The sequence below is a fragment of the Streptomyces yerevanensis genome (genome assembly GCF_000716805.1).
Taxonomy (GTDB): Bacteria; Actinomycetota; Actinomycetes; order Streptomycetales; family Streptomycetaceae; genus Streptomyces; species Streptomyces flaveus.
In genome coordinates, this window is the sequence record NZ_JNWJ01000026.1 from 89,464 (window position 1) to 107,037 (window position 17,574).

Sequence of the window (17,574 nt, forward strand, 5' to 3'; positions counted from 1 at the left end):
CGTCCGTGTCGTACGAGCATGAGCTCCAGGTCCTCAATCCGGCGACGGAGGAGGTCATCGCCACCGTCCCGGCCGCCGGCGCCGAGGACGTCGACTCCGCCGTCGTACGGGCGGCGAAGGCGCAGTCCGGATGGGCCGCCCTCGCGCCGGGTGAGCGGGCCCGGCTGCTGCGCCGCTTCGCCGTCGTCGTCGACGAACACCTCGAGGAACTCGCCCAGTTGGAGGTGCGGGAGGCCGGACACACCATCGGCAACGCCCGCTGGGAAGCCGGCAACGTACGCGATCTGCTCGACTACGCGGCCGGGGGAGTGGAGCGGCTGACCGGGCGGCAGATCCCCGTCGCCGGCGGGCTCGACGTCACGATCCTCGAACCCCTCGGTGTCGTCGGTGTGATCGCGCCCTGGAACTTCCCGATGCCCATCGCGGCCTGGGGCACCGCTCCGGCGCTCGCGGCGGGCAACGCGGTCATCCTCAAGCCCGCCGAGACGACCCCGCTGACGGCGCTGCGGCTGGCCGAACTCGCCCTGGAGGCCGGGCTTCCCGAGGGGTTGTTCCAGGTGCTGCCGGGCGTGGGTTCCGTCGCGGGCAACGCGCTCGTCGAGCATCCCGGAGTGGCGAAGATCGTCTTCACGGGATCAACGCCCGTGGGCAAACAGGTGTTGGCCAAGGGCTCGGCGCTCCTGAAGCCCGTCACCCTCGAACTCGGCGGCAAGAGCCCGAACATCGTCTTCGCCGACTCCGACATCGAAGCCGCCGCCGCGGCCACCCCCATGTCCTTCCTCGACAACTCCGGCCAGGACTGCTGCGCCCGCACCCGCATCCTCGTCCAGCGCTCGGCGTACGACCGCTTCCTCGAACTCCTCGCCCCCGCCGTCGAGTCCGTCCTCGTCGGCGACCCGGCCGACGAGAAGACCGCGATGGGCCCGCTGATCTCCAAGGCTCAGCTGGAACGCGTACATTCGTACGTCACCGACGATCTGCAAGGCATCCGCGGCACCGCCCCCGAAGGCCCCGGCTTCTGGTTCCCGCCCACCGTCCTGACCGGAATCGAGCCGCACGCGCGCGTGGCCGTCGAGGAGGTCTTCGGACCGGTCGCCGTCGTGCTGCCCTTCGACGACGAGGCGGACGCGATCCGGCTCGCCAACGCCACCGAGTACGGACTCTCCGGCTCCATCTGGACCCGGGACGTCGGCCGGGCGCTGCGCGTGTCCCAGGCCGTACGCGCCGGGAACCTGTCCGTCAACTCCCATGCCAGCGTCCGCTATTGGACCCCGTTCGGCGGCTACAAGCAGTCCGGGCTCGGCCGCGAGCTCGGCCCGGACGCGCTCACCGCCTTCACCGAGACCAAGAACGTCTTCATCAGCACGGAGGGCCCCGCACAGTGACCGACGAAACCATCTGCCGCCGCCTCGTCGGCCGCACCGCCGTCATCACCGGTGCCGGCAGCGGCATCGGCCTCGCCACCGCGCGCCGCCTCGCCTCCGAGGGCGCCCATGTCGTCTGCGGAGATGTGGACGAGCAGCGCGGCAAGGGGGCCGCCGAGGAAGTGGGCGGGATCTTCGTGAAGGTCGACGTCACCGACCCCGAGCAGGTGGAGGCGCTGTTCAAGACCGCGTACGACACCTACGGCTCGGTCGACATCGCCTTCAACAACGCGGGCATCTCGCCGCCCGACGACGACTCCATCCTGGAGACCGGCCTCGAGGCCTGGAAGCGGGTCCAGGAGGTCAACCTCACCTCCGTGTACCTGTGTTGCAAGGCCGCGATCCCCTACATGCGGCGCCAGGGCAAGGGTTCCATCATCAACACGGCGTCGTTCGTGGCCCGGATGGGTGCGGCGACCTCCCAGATCTCGTACACCGCCTCCAAGGGCGGCGTCCTCGCCATGTCCCGCGAACTGGGCGTGCAGTTCGCCCGCGAGGGCATCCGCGTCAACGCCCTGTGCCCCGGGCCGGTCAACACCCCGCTCCTCCAGGAGCTGTTCGCCAAGGACCCGGAGCGGGCCGCGCGCCGTCTCGTGCACATCCCGGTCGGGCGGTTCGCGGAGGCCGAGGAGCTCGCCGCTGCGGTCGCCTTCCTCGCCAGCGACGACTCGTCCTTCGTGAACGCCACCGACTTCCTGGTGGACGGCGGGATCGCGGGCGCGTACGTCACACCTATGTAGACGGCCGTGTACTGACGGTTCAGGGGCGCTTACAGTGCCGGGATGAGCATGACGCCCCCGCCCGGCTGGTACCGCGATCCCTCGGCGCCGCATGTCGAGCGCTGGTGGGACGGCACCAGGTGGACCGAGCACATGCGCGCCCCCGAAGCGCCCCAAGCACCCACGGCACAGCCCGGGTTCGCTCCCACACCCGGCGGCTCCGGCCGTGCGAAGGTCATCGCCCTCGTCGCCGCGGCAGCCGTCCTGGTCGCCGCGATCGTCACCGGAGCCGTCGTCCTGAACCGGGACGACGGCTCTCCCGAGGCGAACACCACCCCGGCGCCCGAGTCGTCCGCGCCCGCCGGCGACCCGCCCACGCCCACGCCCTCGGAGTCCACCTCCGAACCGTCCGCCGACGACCCCTCCGTGGTCGTGGACGAGCTCAACGGCATCACCTTCCCGCTCCTCGACGGCTGGGTCAGACCCGAGTACGTCGCCGAGGACAACGTCGTCCTGACCACGCCCGACACCTACACCTGCCCGGGCGACGACGGCCTGTGCCGCCACGGCAGGGTCATCTCGCGCACGGTGACCGCGAACGACGAGAAGTCCCCCGAGGCACTCGCCAAGGACGACATCTCGGAGGCGGCGGACCAGGCGTACGACCGTGACCAGCTCGACCGCCGTCCCTACGGCGGCATCACGTCCAAGAAGCTGGTCGAGCAGGGGCCGGTCGCGGTCGCGGGCCGCACCGGATACTTCGTGCGCTGGCAGGTCAAGACCGAGAAAGGGCCCGGGGGTTACGTCCAGTCGCTGGCGTTCCCGTCCAGCGTTGGCTCCCAGGCACCGGTCATGGTGCGGTTCGTCTTCGACGCCGGTCAGGACGGGCCGCCGCTCACCGACATGGACAAGATCACCAAGGGAATCCGGCCGGTGGACGACGGGGACACGAGCGGAGGGGTGGGCAGCAGCGTCGGTCCCACGCGGTAGCGCGTACGGCTGATCGCGGGTGTGTCTGCAGCGTGTGTGTCTACAGGAAGGTGTGGCCTTCCCCTCGATACGTCGGGACCGTCGCCGTCACCGTCTCGCCCTCCACGAGGTGCAACACCTCGAACCGCTCGCACAGTTCACCGGCCTTGGCGTGCCGGAACCACACCTTGTCGCCGATGAGCAGATCGTCGGCGGGGGAGCCGAGCAGCGGTGTCTGTACCTCGCCGGCTCCCTCCTGGGGGTCGTACCGCAGCCCCTCGGGGAGGTACGGCTCGGGCAGCCGGTCGAGTCCCGCCGCACCCGAGGCCGGGTAGCCGCCGCCGAGCACGGTCACGACGCCCACGCCCGGCCTGCGGACGACCGGCTGGGCGAAGAGCGCGGCCGGACGCCCGCTGAACGAGGTGTAGTTGTCGAAGAGACGCGGGACGTAGAGCCCCGATCCGGCCGCGATCTCGGTGACCGAGTCCTCGGCGGCGGTGTGCTGGACGCTGCCCGTGCCGCCGCCGTTGACGAACTCGAGGTCCGGCGCCACGGCCCGTACCGCACGCACGACCTCGCCGCGCCGCTGGGCCAGCTCCTTGCGGGCCGCGGCCTGCATCAGCCGGATGGCACGCGAGCGCAGCGGCCGTCCGCGCAGGGCGTCGCCGACACCGGCGATGTGCCCCTCGTACGCCATGATCCCCACGAGCCGGAAGCCGGGCCGCCGGGCCACCGCGCGGGCCATCTCGGCGACCTGGGCGGGGGAGTGCAGGGGCGAACGGCGAGCGCCGACGCGCACCCGCCCGCCGAGCAGCTTCAGCGAGGTGTCCAACTCCAGGCAGACGCGCACCACTTCGCGTCCGCCGTCCCGGGCGTCGTCGATCAGCTTCAGCTGCGCCGGGTCGTCGACCATGACGGTGACGGAGGCGGCGAGTTTGGGGTCGCCCGCCAGTTCCGCGTACGCCTTGCGGTCGGCGGACGGGTAGGCGAGCAGTACGTCCTCGAATCCGGAGCGGGCCAGCCACAGCGACTCGTCGAGCGTGAACGACATGATCCCGGCGAAGCCGTCCCGGGCCAGGACGCGTTCGAGAAGGGCCCGGCAGCGTACGGATTTGCTCGCGACGCGTATGGGCTTGCCCGCCGCTCTCCGTACGAGATCCTCCGCGTTGGCGTCGAAGGCCTCCAGGTCCACGATCGCGACGGGGGCGTCGAGGTGAGCGGTGGCCCGGTCGTAGCGGGCCCGGTCTGCGCTGCGGCCGGTCATGCCCCGAAGCCTGCCAGACGTGATTACCGCAGGGTAGGGGGACGTTCCGGGCAGATGCCGCGGGCCCGCGTACTGATTCCCACTCGCACAGTGTCAGCCCGTAGAGTGACGCGCACGCAGAAAGGGAACGGTCCGGGAGGAGTTCCTTTGGCGGGCCGGTTGCCCGAGTACGAGGAAACGGGGGGTGCATTGAGCACGGAAGCGCGTCGTACCCCCGTCCCCCCACGTCCGTCGACTCCGCCGGGCGGAGCTCCGGGCACACCGGTGGACCAGCCCTCCGAGGAAGCCGAAACGACGGGCCCGCTGCCGAGACGCGACCCCGAAGGCTCGCCGCGGAGGCCCGGCATCGCGGGGGCACTGCCCGGGGGTGGGGCGGCTCCGGCACGTGGGTTCGACGAGGACGGCCGCCGGGCCTTCGAGGGGTACGACGATCGCGAGACCCCACCGGTCGGGCCGCTCCGTTTCCCGGACCTCCGGCCCACCGACAGCCGGCAGCGGCCCCCGGCAACGCCACCGCCTCCGCCCGCCTCGGCCCGCTTCCCGGACACACCGCCTTCGGCGACTGGTTCCCTGCCGCGCGTCGAGAGCCCGGGCGTCCCACCGCGCCCGGCCACCGAGCCGCGCTCGACCACCAGGAGCGGCGACGGCCTACTCGTACCGCCGCCCCCCGTCGCCGAGCCGAAGGCGACAGTCACCCCCCAGCGCGTGGCCCCCGGCTTTCCCCAGCGCCCCTTCGCACCGCCGAGGCCGAGTGTCCCGGCACCTCCGGTCGTCCCGCCCCGGCGTGCGAGCGTGCCTGAGGAGACCTTCAGCGAGACCACGAGACGGCTTCGGCCCATTCCCGCCGAGCCGCCCGCCGATCCCCCGTCGAAACCGGACCCGGCACCGGTCGGCGCTCCCGCCGGACGCCCCTTCGTCTCGCTCGCGCCCCCGGACACGTACGACGACACCGCGCGGCTGCGGCCCATAGGGGCCCGAGTCCGGCCCCGGGTCGCGGCTGCCGCGGCCTGTGTCGTACTCGGGTTCGGGCTCATCGGGGGTGCGGTGGCCGGGAGTTGGCTGACCGGAGACGGTGGAGGGGACGCCGGGGCGCGGGACTCGTTCACGGCGGCCGGGGATCTCTGGCACAGCGTCCCTGTGGACGAGCTCTTTCCGCCGACCGTGGAGGGAGAGGGCGCGGGGCCCGGTGGAGCCGACCGTACCTGGACCCGTATCGCCGTCGCCCCGGACAGCGGTTGCGCGGACGCCTTCGACCCGCTCCTGCGCAAGGCCCTCGCCCCGGCCGGCTGCCTGCGCCTCCTGCGCGCGACGTACACCGACGCGACCCGCAGCCATGTCACCACCGTCGGCCTCCTGTTCACCAAGGCTGACTCCGCGGCCATGGGCGTGCTGAGCAGCCAGTTCGCGGACGAGGGGCTCGATGGGCGGCGCGACCTGATGCCCCGCCCGTACGCGGCGAAGGGCACCGTCGCCGCAGGGTTCGGCGACGACCAGCGCGCGTCCTGGACGGTGTCGGTCCTGACCGACGCCCCCGTGGTCGTCTACGCCGTCTCCGGCTTCGCCGACGGCCGCGCCGTCACCGAGCCGCAGCCCGCCGAGGACGCCATGAAGACCGACGCCACCACACCGCCCGCCCAGGCGGGCCTCGGCCACGACGCACAAGGCCTCGCCGACCGCATCGAGCGCGGCCTCCGCAAAACCGTCAACTCGGCCACGGAGAAGCCGTCATGACCCGTAAGGCCCGTAAGAACACAGGCTTGGGCGGCGCCCGCAGGACCGGAGTCCTCGCCGCCCTCCTCGCCGCATCGCTCGCCCTCGTCCCGCCCACCACCGCCCACGCCGACGGCATACGCGCCCAGCAGTGGGCCCTGGAAGCGATGCGCGCCAAGGAGGCCTGGCAGACGACGAAGGGCGAGGGCATCACCGTCGCCGTCCTCGACACGGGCGTCGACGACCAGCACCCGGACCTCGCCGGCAACGTCCTCGCCGGCAAGGACATGGTCGGCTTCGGCGCCGGCCGGGGCGACCGTGCCTGGGCCCGTCACGGCACCGCGATGGCGGGCATCATCGCGGGCAACGGACACGGTCCCGGCAACGCCGACGGCGTCATGGGCATCGCCCCCGAGGCCAAGATCCTCCCCGTCCGCGTGATCCTCGAAGACGGCGACTCGGCCCGCGGCAAGGCCCGCAACACCCGCGGCAACGCCCTCGCCGAAGGCATCCGCTGGGCCGCCGACCACGGCGCCGACGTCATCAACCTCTCCCTCGGCGACGACTCCAAGTCCGCCCACCCCGAGGCCACCGAGGACGCCGCCGTGCAGTACGCCCTGAAGAAGGGTTCCGTCGTCGTCGCCTCGGCCGGAAACGGCGGCGAGAAGGGCGACCACATCTCGTACCCGGCCGCCTACCCGGGCGTCATCGCCGCCACCGCCGTCGACAAGTACGGCACCCGCGCCTCGTTCTCCACCCGCCGCTGGTACGCCACCGTCAGCGCACCCGGCGTCGACGTCGTCATCGCCGACCCGGACCGCAAGTACTACGAAGGCTGGGGCACCAGCGCCGCCTCGGCCTTCGTCTCCGGCGCCGTCGCCCTCATCCGCGCCGCCCACCCGAACCTGGCCCCGGCCCAGATCAAGGAGCTCCTGGAGGACACGGCCCGCAACGCCCCCACCGGCGGTCGCGACGACTCCCGCGGCTTCGGCTTCGTCGACCCCGCGGCCGCCATCGAGCAGGGCGGCAAGCTCAAGCCGGAGGGGCTGAGCTCGGCCGCGTACGGCGACAAGTACTTCGGCTCGGGCCCGGACACCCCGGACGAGGACTCCTCGACCGGCTGGGCGGGGCCCGTCGCGGGCGGCCTCGGCGGGGCGCTCCTGATCGGCGCGGTCCTGCTCTGGCGCGGCCGCCGCGAACCACACCACACGACTGACGGCGACCCCGACTACTAGACGTCCGCATCCCGCAGCGACGACACCGCCGCCCTCGCCGTAGTCTCCACCAGCGAAATCCCCTTCGCCTTCGTGGAGTTGCCCTGCGACAGCGCCGCGACGAGATACCCGTGCCCGTCCACCGTCACCCGCCCGATGCTGTTGATGACCCACAGCCCGGTCTGACTGCGTGGCAACCACCCGTTCTTCAGGGCGAATTGGGACCCGGCGGACCCGGCGGACCCGTCAGCCGCGTCTTCGGCTTGTTCGGATCCGACAGCCGACACTCCCCAGTCCTGGCCCACCGCGATGTCCCCCATGAGCCCTCGCAGATACGCCCGCGACGCCTCACTCAGCTCCGAGTCGTCCCCGAACACCTGCTCAAGCAGGGTGAGTTGATCGACCGCCGTGGTCTGCGTCAGCCCCCACAACGCCCCGTCCCCGCCCTCGGTGCCACTGAGCCCGAACCGCTCGTTCGCCGCCGCCAGACCCTCCGCCCGCCCGATCGCGTCCCACAGCTCGCTCGCCGACACATTGTCGCTGTTCTTGATCATCGCGGTGGCGTACGCCTTCTCCGACGCCGTCAACTCCCGCCCCGCGTCCTGCGCCTGGAGCAACAGCACCGCCAGGATGTCGACCTTGACGATGCTCGCGGTGTCGAACGCCCCGTCCCCGTACACCGCACTCTCCCCGGACTCCGGATCAAGCACCGCCACCGACACCTCCGCGCCGTCCTCCACGGCCACGGACTCCATCGCCTCGGCGAGCAGTGCGTCCCGGTCCACCGCAGGAGTCGGGGTGGGGGTCGGACTCACAGCCGCCGCCACGGATTCCACTGCCGCCTCCGGGGTCCGAGATGCGTCCGCTGCCTGCGCGCCCGCGGTGGGCGCTGCCGAGGACGATACGAGACCGCCGGGCGCTTGCGCCCGCACGTACGAGGACCCGGAGGCCGTGACGCCGACAAGCACGATGGAAGCCACACCGGTGTAGAGGAGAGGCCTGCGCCAGGACGGGCGGGCGCCGGGCCGACGAACTCTCTGCGGGTCCATCCCGCGATGCTGGGGCCCGGCGCTGTGTCTCCGGTTAGCCGCACGTCAGAAACGTGTAAGGGATCGCTGAGAAAACCCTGAGCCAGGTGAACAACGTGTTTCCAGGGCCGCGGAAAGTCTGTGAGCGAGACCCGCATAGAGTCGATGACCGTGGCGAACAAGAACATTCCCGACTCCGGCTTCTCCGACGACGACGGCTCCGCCGACCCCCGGCTGAGCGCCGCGCTCGCGGCCTGGGCCGAGGACCGGTCCGCACACGCGCCGGTCCTGGAGGCGCTCAAGGGCGCCCGGCTACTCGTACCCGTCGTGGCCGTCCTGGGGGAGATCGAGGAGGACGAGAAGGGCTTGCGCCGCGAGAAGACCAGCGACATGGCCGTCCCCACGCTCAAGGCCGGCACCCGGACCGCCCTGCCCGCCTTCACCTCCACCGAGTCGCTCGCCCGCTGGGACCCGGCGGCCCGCCCCGTCGCCGTACCCCTGCACCAGGCCCTGCAGGCCGCCGCCCACGAGAAGGCCGACACGATCGTGCTCGACCTCGCAGGACCCGTGCCGTACGAACTCACCGGCCCCGCCCTGCTCGCCCTCGCCGAGGGCCGCACCAGCACGGACCCGCTCGCCGACCCCGCCGTGACCGACGCCGTACGCGCCGCCGTCGCCGCCGAGCCCGCCGTCCTGCGCGCCCACCTCGGCCCCGGCCAGGCCGACGGCACCCTCGCCCTCGTACTGGACCCCTCCGCCACGCCCGCCGAGACCGCCCGCTCCGTCGCCCGCCGCCTGGCCGCCGACGACACACTGAGGGCCCGCCTGGTACGCGGCCTCGACCTGGCACTCCTGCCGACCGAGGCGACCCCACCGGGCGAGCCCCTTTACGTACGGCCCTGAAGCCCCGTACGCCTCTCGTTTCTCGTACGTCCGTCGTACGTCTCCGGAGTCGGCCTCAGCCGAAGACCGGACCCGTGTACTTCTCGCCCGGCCCTCGGCCCGGCTCGTCCGCGACGACCGACGCCTCGCGGAACGCCAGCTGCAGCGACTTCAGGCCGTCGCGCAGCGGCGCCGCGTGGAAGGAGCTGATCTCGGTCGCGCTCGCGTCCAGCAGCCCGGCCAGTGCGTGCACCAGCTTGCGCGCCTCGTCCAGGTCCTTGTGCTTCTCACCCTCCTCCGTCAGACCGAGCTTCACGGCGGCGGCGCTCATCAGGTTGACGGCGACCGTCACGATCACCTCGACCGCCGGGACCTCGGCGATGTCGCGGGTCATGGCGTCGAAGTCGGGGGTCTCAGGAGGGGTGTCACTCATGCTCCACACGATAGGCCCGGCGTCCGGCGGCCCCGACCGCAGGTGTCTCCAGGGGTTCCTGGAGACCTGACTAGCCCGAATTAGCGGTTTCCGGAGGGCGCTGCTAACCTTGTGTAACGACCGGTCGGACGCGCCAGGAAACACGCAGCGTGCCCGACCCGCAAGTGGAGGCTCCGATCTCCCACCTGGCCGTCCTCCGGGACGGCGGGTCACCCGGTCAGGCGGCCACCATCGTTCCGTACGGACGATGGAGCCGCAGGATATGCGCCCCGCGGGCTACCGCGGCGGTGCTCCGGTTGTCATTGGAGCCCCGCCTGCGTCCCGTCCGGGGCATTTTTCATGGCTCCCGATGGTTGGTCCCAGTTGAAGAGACGTACGCGAGCTGTCTGCCAGACAGCCGTGTGGTGCTAACCGAGGAGGATCCATCAGCGCCGAGCCCCGCATCAACGACCGGATTCGCGTTCCCGAGGTGCGACTTGTCGGTCCCAGCGGCGAGCAGGTCGGAATTGTTCCGCTTGCCAAGGCCCTGGAGCTTGCGCAGGAGTACGACCTCGACCTTGTCGAGGTGGCCGCGAACGCACGTCCGCCGGTCTGCAAGCTCATGGACTACGGGAAGTTCAAGTACGAGTCGGCCATGAAGGCCCGTGAGGCGCGCAAGAACCAGGCGCACACGGTCATCAAGGAGATGAAGCTCCGGCCGAAGATCGACCCGCACGACTATGACACCAAGAAGGGTCACGTCGTCCGGTTCCTCAAGCAGGGCGACAAGGTCAAGATCACGATCATGTTCCGTGGTCGCGAGCAGTCCCGGCCGGAGCTCGGCTACCGACTGCTGCAGCGTCTCGCGGAGGACGTGGCCGACCTCGGGTTCGTGGAGTCGAACCCGAAGCAGGACGGCCGAAACATGATCATGGTTCTCGGTCCGCACAAGAAGAAGACCGAGGCGATGGCCGAGGCCCGCCAGGCGCAGGAAGCCCGGAAGGCGGAAGCGAAGGCCAACCCTGGCAAGTCGCAGAACGTCGCCGAGGAAGCTCCGGCCGAGGCTTCCGCCGACGCCTGATTCCGGGGCGCAGGTCCTGGGGTCCAGGTCCCTGGACGAAAGTCCGGGGATGCCAACCGATACATCTGACGTTCCGCCGTGCCCGGTTTCACGACCGGGCATCGGAACGCCACTGACGAGGAGAGAACGGCGCTATGCCGAAGAACAAGTCGCACAGCGGTTCCAGCAAGCGCTTCAAGATCACCGGCTCCGGCAAGGTGCTCCGTGAGCGCGCCGGCAAGCGCCACTATCTCGAGCACAAGTCGTCCCGTCTGACGCGTCGCCTCACCGGCAACGCCGAGATGGCCCCGGGCGACGCCAAGAAGATCAAGAAGCTTCTCGGCAAGTGACGTCAGGAACGCATCGCGTACCTGATCTCTGACCGGGACCCAATCGATTTCGGGTCGTGTGAGTCCAACCACGGCCCCGCTACAAGGAGTTAATCAAGTGGCACGCGTCAAGCGGGCAGTCAACGCCCACAAGAAGCGCCGGGCGATCCTCGAGCAGGCCTCCGGCTACCGCGGTCAGCGTTCGCGCCTGTACCGCAAGGCCAAGGAGCAGGTCACCCACTCGCTGGTCTACAACTACAACGACCGCAAGAAGCGCAAGGGCGACTTCCGTCAGCTGTGGATCCAGCGGATCAACGCCGCTGCCCGCGCCAACGGCATCACCTACAACCGCTTCATCCAGGGCCTCAAGGCCGCGAACGTCGAGGTCGACCGCAAGATCCTCGCGGACCTCGCCGTCAACGACGCCAACGCGTTCGCCGCGCTCGTCGAGGTCGCGCAGAAGGCGCTGCCGTCGGACGTGAACGCGCCGAAGGCGGCGTGACGCTGCGCTCGGCTTCAGCCGCGTACGTAACGTCAACCGAACCCGCAGGCTGCCCACCGCCTGCGGGTTCGAGTGCGTCCGGGGCCGGCGGGGGCGAGAAACCACACGAACCCCCTCCGCCATCCCACCGAAGGTGAACCCATGCCATCCGCCCCCGAGTTGATCTCCCCGCGCTCCACCCGTGTGTCCGCCGCGCGGCGGCTCGCCAAGCGGAACTTCCGGGGCAAGGAGCGGCTGTTCCTCGCCGAGGGGCCGCAGGCCGTGCGGGAGGCGGCCGGGCATCGGGGCGGCACCGAGCCCACGCTCGTCGAGCTGTTCGCGACCCTCGATGCCGCGGAGCGGTATGCCGACATCGTGGGGGAGGCCCGGGATGCGGGAGCCCGTGTGCACCTCGCCGACGAGGACGTGATCGCGGACATCTCCACGACCGTCACCCCGCAGGGCCTCGTCGGGATCTGCCGGTTCCTGGACACGCCGTTCGAGGAGATCCTCGAGGCCGGGCCCAGGCTGGTCGCCGTACTGGCGCATGTACGGGACCCCGGGAACGCCGGAACCGTGCTGCGGTGCGCGGACGCCGCGGGAGCGGACGCCGTCGTCCTCACCGACGCGTCCGTGGACGTCTACAACCCCAAGGCGGTGCGGGCGTCGGTCGGTTCGCTGTTCCATCTGCCCGTCGCCGTCGGGGTGCCCGTGGCGGACGCCGTCGCGGGGCTCAAGGGTGCCGGGGTGCGCGTACTGGCCGCCGACGGGGCCGGTGAACACGACCTGGACGACGAACTCGACCGAGGCACCATGAGCGGGCCCACCGCCTGGGTGTTCGGAAACGAGGCATGGGGGCTGCCGGAGGAGACGCGTGCGCTGACGGACGCCGTGGTGCGCGTACCCATTCACGGAAAGGCCGAGAGCCTGAACCTCGCGACCGCCGCCGCCGTATGTCTCTACGCGTCCGCCCGTGCGCAACGCACCCGCGGTGCACGTCCCTGAGGGGGTCCGTTCCGTCACTATGAGCTAGTAGGGTGACGGGCTCGGGGGCCCACTCGCCAGGTCCGAGAGGTGGGGTACGGGGATGAGTGTCGGAACGAGCGGTGCGAAAAGGGCACTGCGAGCACGGGACGTGCACAGCGCACCCGCGTCCCTGCGCGGTGATCTCACCGACCTCGGCATCGACCCCGACGACCTGCCCGACGGACTGGTGATCGCCGACGAGCGCGGCCGCATCATCTGCTTCAACGCCGCCGCCGCCCGCATCACCGCCGTTCCCGCCGCCGACGCGCTCGGCCGACAGCTGGAGTGGGCGCTCCCGTTAGAAGACCTGGAAGGCCGCCGCTGGTGGCAGCTGACCGACCCGTACGGCGGCCTCGCGATCCGCGTCGGACAGCCCGAGCGCAACCTGCTTCTCCCCGGCGGCCGCGAGGTCCTGGTCTCCGCGCGCTACATACGCACCGCACCCACCGGCCCCGTCCGCCGCGTCGTCGTCTCGCTGCGCGACACCGAGGCCCGCCGCCGCACCGAGCGCAGCCACGCCGAGCTGATCGCCACGGTCGCCCATGAACTCCGCTCGCCGCTCACCTCCGTGAAGGGCTTCACGGCGACCCTGCTCGCCAAGTGGGAACGGTTCACCGACGACCAGAAGAAGCTCATGCTGGAGACCGTCGATGCCGACGCCAACCGCGTCACGCGCCTGATCGCCGAGCTTCTCGACATCTCCCGCATCGACTCCGGCCGCCTCGAACTGCGCCGCCAGCCCGTCGACCTGGGCGTCGCCGTCGGCCGGCACATCCAGGCGTACGTGGCCTCCGGCCAGTCCGCCGACCGCTTCCTGCTGCGCATCGGCCAGCCGCTGCCCGACCTGTGGGCCGACCCCGACAAGGTCGACCAGGTGCTCAGCAACCTGATGGAAAATGCCGTGCGGCACGGCGAGGGAACCGTCACCATTGACGTAGAGCCCGCCCCGTCGCCCCGCGAAGCGGAGGACGCCGGTACGTCGGTCACAGTGAGCGACGAGGGCCCCGGCATCCCGGAGGAGTCCATGAACCGCGTCTTCACCCGCTTCTGGCGGGGCAGCAAGCGCGGTGGCACCGGCCTCGGGCTGTACATCGTCAAGGGCATCGTCGAAGCCCACGGCGGCACCATCACGGTCGGCCGCGCCCCCGGCGGCGGCGCCCAGTTCCGATTTACGTTGCCCGTGGGCACCCCGGCGTATCTGCTGTAACGCCGACGAGGCCCCACGGGCGCATTCGTACACCCCGCGGCCCTCGGACGCCCGGTCCGAGAGAAGCCCGTACCCCCGTTAGACTCGGCCTTTGGCACCTTGCGTCCCCGTTTCAGGGACGACGCGTCCCCCGAGTCGTGACGGGACCTTCAGCCAGCCAACCGGAAGCACGGGAAGAGATGTCGGCACCGAACAAGTCGTACGACCCTGTAGAGGTCGAGGCACTGAAACCGGAACAGATCGAGCGCATGCGGGACGAGGCGCTCGCCGCCTTCGCTGCCGCGGACTCGCTCGACGCGCTCCACGAGGCCAAGGTCGCCCACACCGGCCCCACCTCGCCGCTGGCGCTCGCCAACCGCGAGATCGGCGCCCTGCCCCCGCACGCCAAGGCGGACGCCGGCAAGCGTGTCGGCCAGGCCCGCGGCGCCGTGAACAAAGGGCTCGCCGCCCGCCAGGCCGAGCTGGAGGCCGAGCGCGACGCCCGGGTGCTGGTCGAGGAGGCCGTGGACGTCACGCTGCCGTACGACCGCGTCCCGGCCGGCGCCCGGCACCCGCTGACCACCATGATGGAGCGGGTCGCGGACGTCTTCGTGTCCATGGGATACGAGATCGCGGAGGGCCCCGAGGTCGAGGCCGAGTGGTTCAACTTCGACGCCCTGAACTTCGGCCCGGACCACCCGGCCCGGCAGATGCAGGACACTTTCTTCGTCCAGGGCCCGAAGGGTGCTGACAGCGACGGCGAGTCCGGGGTCGTACTCCGGACCCACACCTCGCCCGTGCAGGCCCGCGCCATGCTGGACCGTGAGCCGCCGGTCTACGTCGTCTGCCCCGGCCGGGTGTTCCGCACGGACGAGCTGGACGCCACGCACACCCCCGTCTTCCACCAGATCGAGCTGCTGGCCGTCGACGAGGGCCTGACCATGGCGGACCTCAAGGGCACCCTCGACCACATGGTCCAGTCGCTCTTCGGCGCCGACATGAAGACGCGGCTGCGCCCGAACTACTTCCCGTTCACCGAGCCGTCCGCCGAGATGGACATGCTCTGCTACGTCTGCAAGGGCGAGTCCGTCGGCAACCCCGACCGCTCCTGCCGCACCTGCTCCAGCGAGGGCTGGATCGAGCTCGGCGGCTGCGGAATGGTCAACCCGCGGGTGCTGACCGCCTGCGGTGTGGACCCGGAGAAGTACAGCGGATTCGCCTTCGGGTTCGGGATCGAGCGGATGCTGATGTTCCGCCACAACGTCGAAGACATGCGAGACATGGTCGAGGGTGACGTCCGGTTCACCCGGCCGTTCGGGATGGAGATCTGATGCGGGTCCCGCTTTCTTGGCTGCGGGAGTACGTCGACCTGCCGGCGACGGAGACCGGGCGCGACGTCCAGGCCAAGCTCATCGCTGCCGGTCTCGAGGTCGAGACCGTCGAGCAGCTCGGCGACGGCCTCAAGGGGCCGCTCGTCGTCGGCAAGGTGCTGACCATCGAGGAGCTGACGGAGTTCAAGAAGCCGATCCGCTTCTGCACCGTCGACGTCGGCCAGGCCAACGGCACCGGCGAGCCCCAGGAACTCATCTGCGGTGCCCGCAACTTCGCCGTCGGCGACAAGGTCGTCGTGGTCCTGCCGGGCGCGGTGCTGCCCGGCGGCTTCGAGATCTCCGCGCGCAAGACGTACGGCAGGACCTCGCACGGCATGATCTGTTCCAGCGACGAACTGGGCATGGGCGACGACGGCAGCAAGGGCATCATCGTGCTGCCGCCGCAGCACGAGGTCGGCACCGACGCGATCGAGCTGCTCGAACTCGTCGACGAGGTCCTGGACATCGCGGTCACCCCCGACCGCGGCTACTGCCTCTCGCTGCGCGGTGTCGCCCGCGAGGCCGCCATCGCGTACGGGGTGCCGCTGCGCGACCCGGCCCTGCTGGACGTACCGGCGCCGAACGAGTTCGGCTACCCGGTCGAGGTGTCCGACCCGCTCGGCTGCGACCGCTTCACCGCGCGTACGGTCACCGGCCTCGACCCGGAGGCGCGTTCCCCGATCTGGCTCAAGCGCCGCCTGCAGAAGGTCGGCATGCGCCCGATCTCGCTGACCGTCGACATCACCAACTACGTGATGATGGAGCTCGGCCAGCCGCTGCACGCCTACGACCGCAACCTCGTCCAGGGCGCGATCGGTGTGCGCCGGGCCGAGCCGGGCGAGAAACTCACCACGCTCGACGGCGTCGTACGCACGCTGGACGCCGAGGACCTGCTGATCACCGACGACCGTGGGCCGATCGGCCTCGCGGGCGTCATGGGCGGCGCCAACACGGAGATCGCGGACCACGAGGACGAAGCCGGTACCACCGAAGTCGTCATCGAGGCCGCCCACTTCGACCCGGTCTCCATCGCGCGTACGGCCCGCCGTCACAAGCTGGCCTCCGAGGCGTCCAAGCGCTTCGAGCGCGGCGTCGACCCGCTGGCCGCGTCCGCCGCGGCCCAACGGACCGTCGACCTGCTCGTGCTCCTCGCGGGCGGCACCGCCGAGGCCGGCGTCACCGAGGTCATCGCGCCCTCCGCGCCGCGCACCATCACCATCCCGGTGGACCACCCGGACAAGGTCGCGGGCGTCGTCTACGGCCGCGAGACCGTCGTACGCCGTCTCCAGGAGATCGGCTGCGACGTCTACGGGCAAGACCGGCTGATCGTCACCGTGCCGTCCTGGCGGCCCGACCTGACCGACCCGAACGACCTGGCCGAAGAGGTCATCCGGCTCGAGGGCTACGAGAACCTGCCCTCGACCCTGCCCAAGCCCCCGGCAGGCCTGGGTCTGACGGACCGGCAGCGGCTGCACCGCCGGGTCGGCCGCGCGCTGGCCGGAGCGGGATACGTCGAGGCGCTGAACTACCCGTTCATCGGGACCGAGGTGCTCGACCAGCTCGGTCTGGAGGCCGACGACCCGCGCCGCACCCTGGTCAAGCTGGTCAACCCGCTCTCCGACGAAGAGCCGGCGATGCGCACCACTCTGCTGCCGGGTCTGCTCGGCGCGCTGCGGCGCAACGACGGCCGGGGCTCGCACGACCTGGCGCTCTTCGAGACCGGCCTGGTCTTCCGTCCGACCGGCCAGGAGCACAAGGCCGAGCGCCTGCCCGTCGACCGGCGTCCCACCGACGAGGAGGTCGCCGGAGTCAACTCCGCGCTGCCGCGCCAGCCTCGCCGCGTCGCCGTCGTCCTTGCGGGCGCCCGCGAGCAGGCCGGCTGGTGGGGCAAGGGCCGTCCCGCCGACTGGGCGGACGCCGTCGAGGCGGCGCGTACCGTCGCCCGCGAGGCCGGTGTCGAGCTGACCGTGCGCGGTGACCAGCACGCTCCCTGGCACCCGGGCCGATGTGCCGCGCTGTACGTCACGGTGAACGGCGAGGAGACGCTCGTCGGTCACGCCGGTGAGCTGCACCCGCGGGTCATCAAGGCGCTGCACCTTCCGGAGCGCAGCTGCGCCATGGAGGTCGAGCTCGACCTCCTGGAGCAGGCGGGCACCGGCGCCCTTCAGGCGCCGCGTATCTCCGCCTTCCCGGTCGCCACGCAGGACGTCGCGCTGGTCGTCTCGCGGGACGTTCCGGCGGCCGACGTGGAGACCGCGCTGCGCGAGGGCGCCGGTGAACTCCTCGAGTCCATCCGGCTGTTCGACGTCTACGAGAGCGAGCAACTCGGCGAGGGGCACAAGTCCCTGGCGTACGCGCTGCGCTTCCGCGCCGACGACCGCACGCTCACCGTCGAGGAGGCCTCGGCCGCCCGTGACGCGGCGATCACCCTGGCGGGCGAGCGGACGGGGGCGGTGCTGCGCGGGGCGTGACTCCGGCACATGCCTGCTGACCTGCGATG

16 protein-coding genes are annotated in these 17,574 nt (G+C 71.2%); 13 read left to right on the forward strand and 3 right to left on the reverse strand.

Translation table 11 applies throughout. The features are described from left to right. The first annotated feature begins 5 nt into the window (after positions 1–5). From OP79_RS26150 to OP79_RS26160, 3 genes are read left to right on the forward strand one after another with little or no spacing between them, the layout of a single operon-like run. Positions 6–1,385, forward strand: coding sequence for an aldehyde dehydrogenase family protein (locus OP79_RS26150; protein ID WP_033323429.1), 1,380 nt, complete (start codon positions 6–8; stop codon positions 1,383–1,385). Then, positions 1,382–2,164 (forward strand): 3-oxoacyl-ACP reductase, encoded by a 783-nt coding sequence (locus tag OP79_RS26155; protein WP_033323431.1) that lies wholly within the window; start codon positions 1,382–1,384, stop codon positions 2,162–2,164. The genes OP79_RS26150 and OP79_RS26155 overlap by 4 nt, the downstream gene beginning before the upstream one ends. Positions 2,165–2,212: 48 nt before the next feature. Beyond that, positions 2,213–3,133 carry a DUF2510 domain-containing protein gene (locus tag OP79_RS26160; protein WP_033323433.1) on the forward strand — a complete coding sequence of 307 codons (921 nt, stop codon included), beginning with the start codon at positions 2,213–2,215 and terminating at the stop codon, positions 3,131–3,133. A gap of 40 nt (positions 3,134–3,173) precedes the next feature. Here OP79_RS26160 and OP79_RS26165 read toward each other — a convergent pair whose 3' ends face one another. Beyond that, complete coding sequence (locus OP79_RS26165) at positions 3,174–4,376, reverse strand: amino acid deaminase/aldolase (RefSeq protein WP_033323435.1); 1,203 nt, start codon at positions 4,374–4,376, stop codon at positions 3,174–3,176. Between the two features lie 264 nt (positions 4,377–4,640). On the opposite strand from OP79_RS26165, the gene OP79_RS58290 reads away from it, so the two are divergent. Beyond that, a complete protein-coding gene (locus OP79_RS58290; RefSeq protein ID WP_342669554.1) occupies positions 4,641–6,107 on the forward strand; it encodes a hypothetical protein in 1,467 nt (488 codons plus the stop codon). Continuing rightward, the gene (gene mycP, locus OP79_RS26175) at positions 6,104–7,321 is read left to right on the forward strand and encodes a type VII secretion-associated serine protease mycosin (protein WP_051744931.1); all 1,218 of its coding nucleotides are present in this window, start codon (positions 6,104–6,106) and stop codon (positions 7,319–7,321) included. The genes OP79_RS58290 and mycP overlap by 4 nt, the downstream gene beginning before the upstream one ends. Here mycP and OP79_RS26180 read toward each other — a convergent pair. Beyond that, a complete protein-coding gene (locus OP79_RS26180) occupies positions 7,318–8,349 on the reverse strand; it encodes a serine hydrolase (protein WP_033323437.1) in 1,032 nt (343 codons plus the stop codon). The two genes, mycP and OP79_RS26180, sit on opposite strands and share 4 nt — an antisense overlap. Before the next feature lie 150 nt (positions 8,350–8,499). Here OP79_RS26180 and OP79_RS26185 point away from each other — a divergent pair, with 150 nt between their 5' ends. After that, positions 8,500–9,231, forward strand: a complete 732-nt coding sequence (locus tag OP79_RS26185) for an SseB family protein (protein ID WP_033323508.1) — start codon at positions 8,500–8,502, stop codon at positions 9,229–9,231. A gap of 55 nt (positions 9,232–9,286) precedes the next feature. Here OP79_RS26185 and OP79_RS26190 read toward each other — a convergent pair whose 3' ends face one another. Beyond that, positions 9,287–9,643 (reverse strand): DUF1844 domain-containing protein, encoded by a 357-nt coding sequence (locus tag OP79_RS26190; protein WP_033323439.1) that lies wholly within the window; start codon positions 9,641–9,643, stop codon positions 9,287–9,289. Between the two features lie 424 nt (positions 9,644–10,067). Between OP79_RS26190 and infC the strand changes: the two genes are divergently transcribed. From infC to pheT, 7 genes are all read left to right on the forward strand, one after another. Beyond that, complete coding sequence (gene infC / locus OP79_RS26195; RefSeq protein ID WP_078492013.1) at positions 10,068–10,703, forward strand: translation initiation factor IF-3; 636 nt, start codon at positions 10,068–10,070, stop codon at positions 10,701–10,703. Positions 10,704–10,837: 134 nt separating this feature from the next. Then, positions 10,838–11,032, forward strand: coding sequence for a 50S ribosomal protein L35 (gene rpmI, locus OP79_RS26200; protein WP_033323442.1), 195 nt, complete (start codon positions 10,838–10,840; stop codon positions 11,030–11,032). A gap of 97 nt (positions 11,033–11,129) precedes the next feature. After that, positions 11,130–11,513 (forward strand): 50S ribosomal protein L20, encoded by a 384-nt coding sequence (gene rplT, locus OP79_RS26205; RefSeq protein WP_033323444.1) that lies wholly within the window; start codon positions 11,130–11,132, stop codon positions 11,511–11,513. Positions 11,514–11,654: 141 nt separating this feature from the next. Then, a complete protein-coding gene (locus OP79_RS26210) occupies positions 11,655–12,497 on the forward strand; it encodes a TrmH family RNA methyltransferase (protein ID WP_033323446.1) in 843 nt (280 codons plus the stop codon). A gap of 82 nt (positions 12,498–12,579) precedes the next feature. Beyond that, complete coding sequence (locus OP79_RS26215) at positions 12,580–13,725, forward strand: sensor histidine kinase (protein WP_033323448.1); 1,146 nt, start codon at positions 12,580–12,582, stop codon at positions 13,723–13,725. Positions 13,726–13,904: 179 nt separating this feature from the next. Then, positions 13,905–15,035 carry a phenylalanine--tRNA ligase subunit alpha gene (pheS, locus tag OP79_RS26220; RefSeq protein WP_033323450.1) on the forward strand — a complete coding sequence of 377 codons (1,131 nt, stop codon included), beginning with the start codon at positions 13,905–13,907 and terminating at the stop codon, positions 15,033–15,035. After that, positions 15,035–17,545: a phenylalanine--tRNA ligase subunit beta gene (gene pheT / locus OP79_RS26225; protein ID WP_033323452.1), complete on the forward strand. Its 2,511-nt coding sequence runs from the start codon at positions 15,035–15,037 to the stop codon at positions 17,543–17,545. The genes pheS and pheT overlap by 1 nt, the downstream gene beginning before the upstream one ends. The last annotated feature ends 29 nt before the right edge of the window (positions 17,546–17,574 follow it).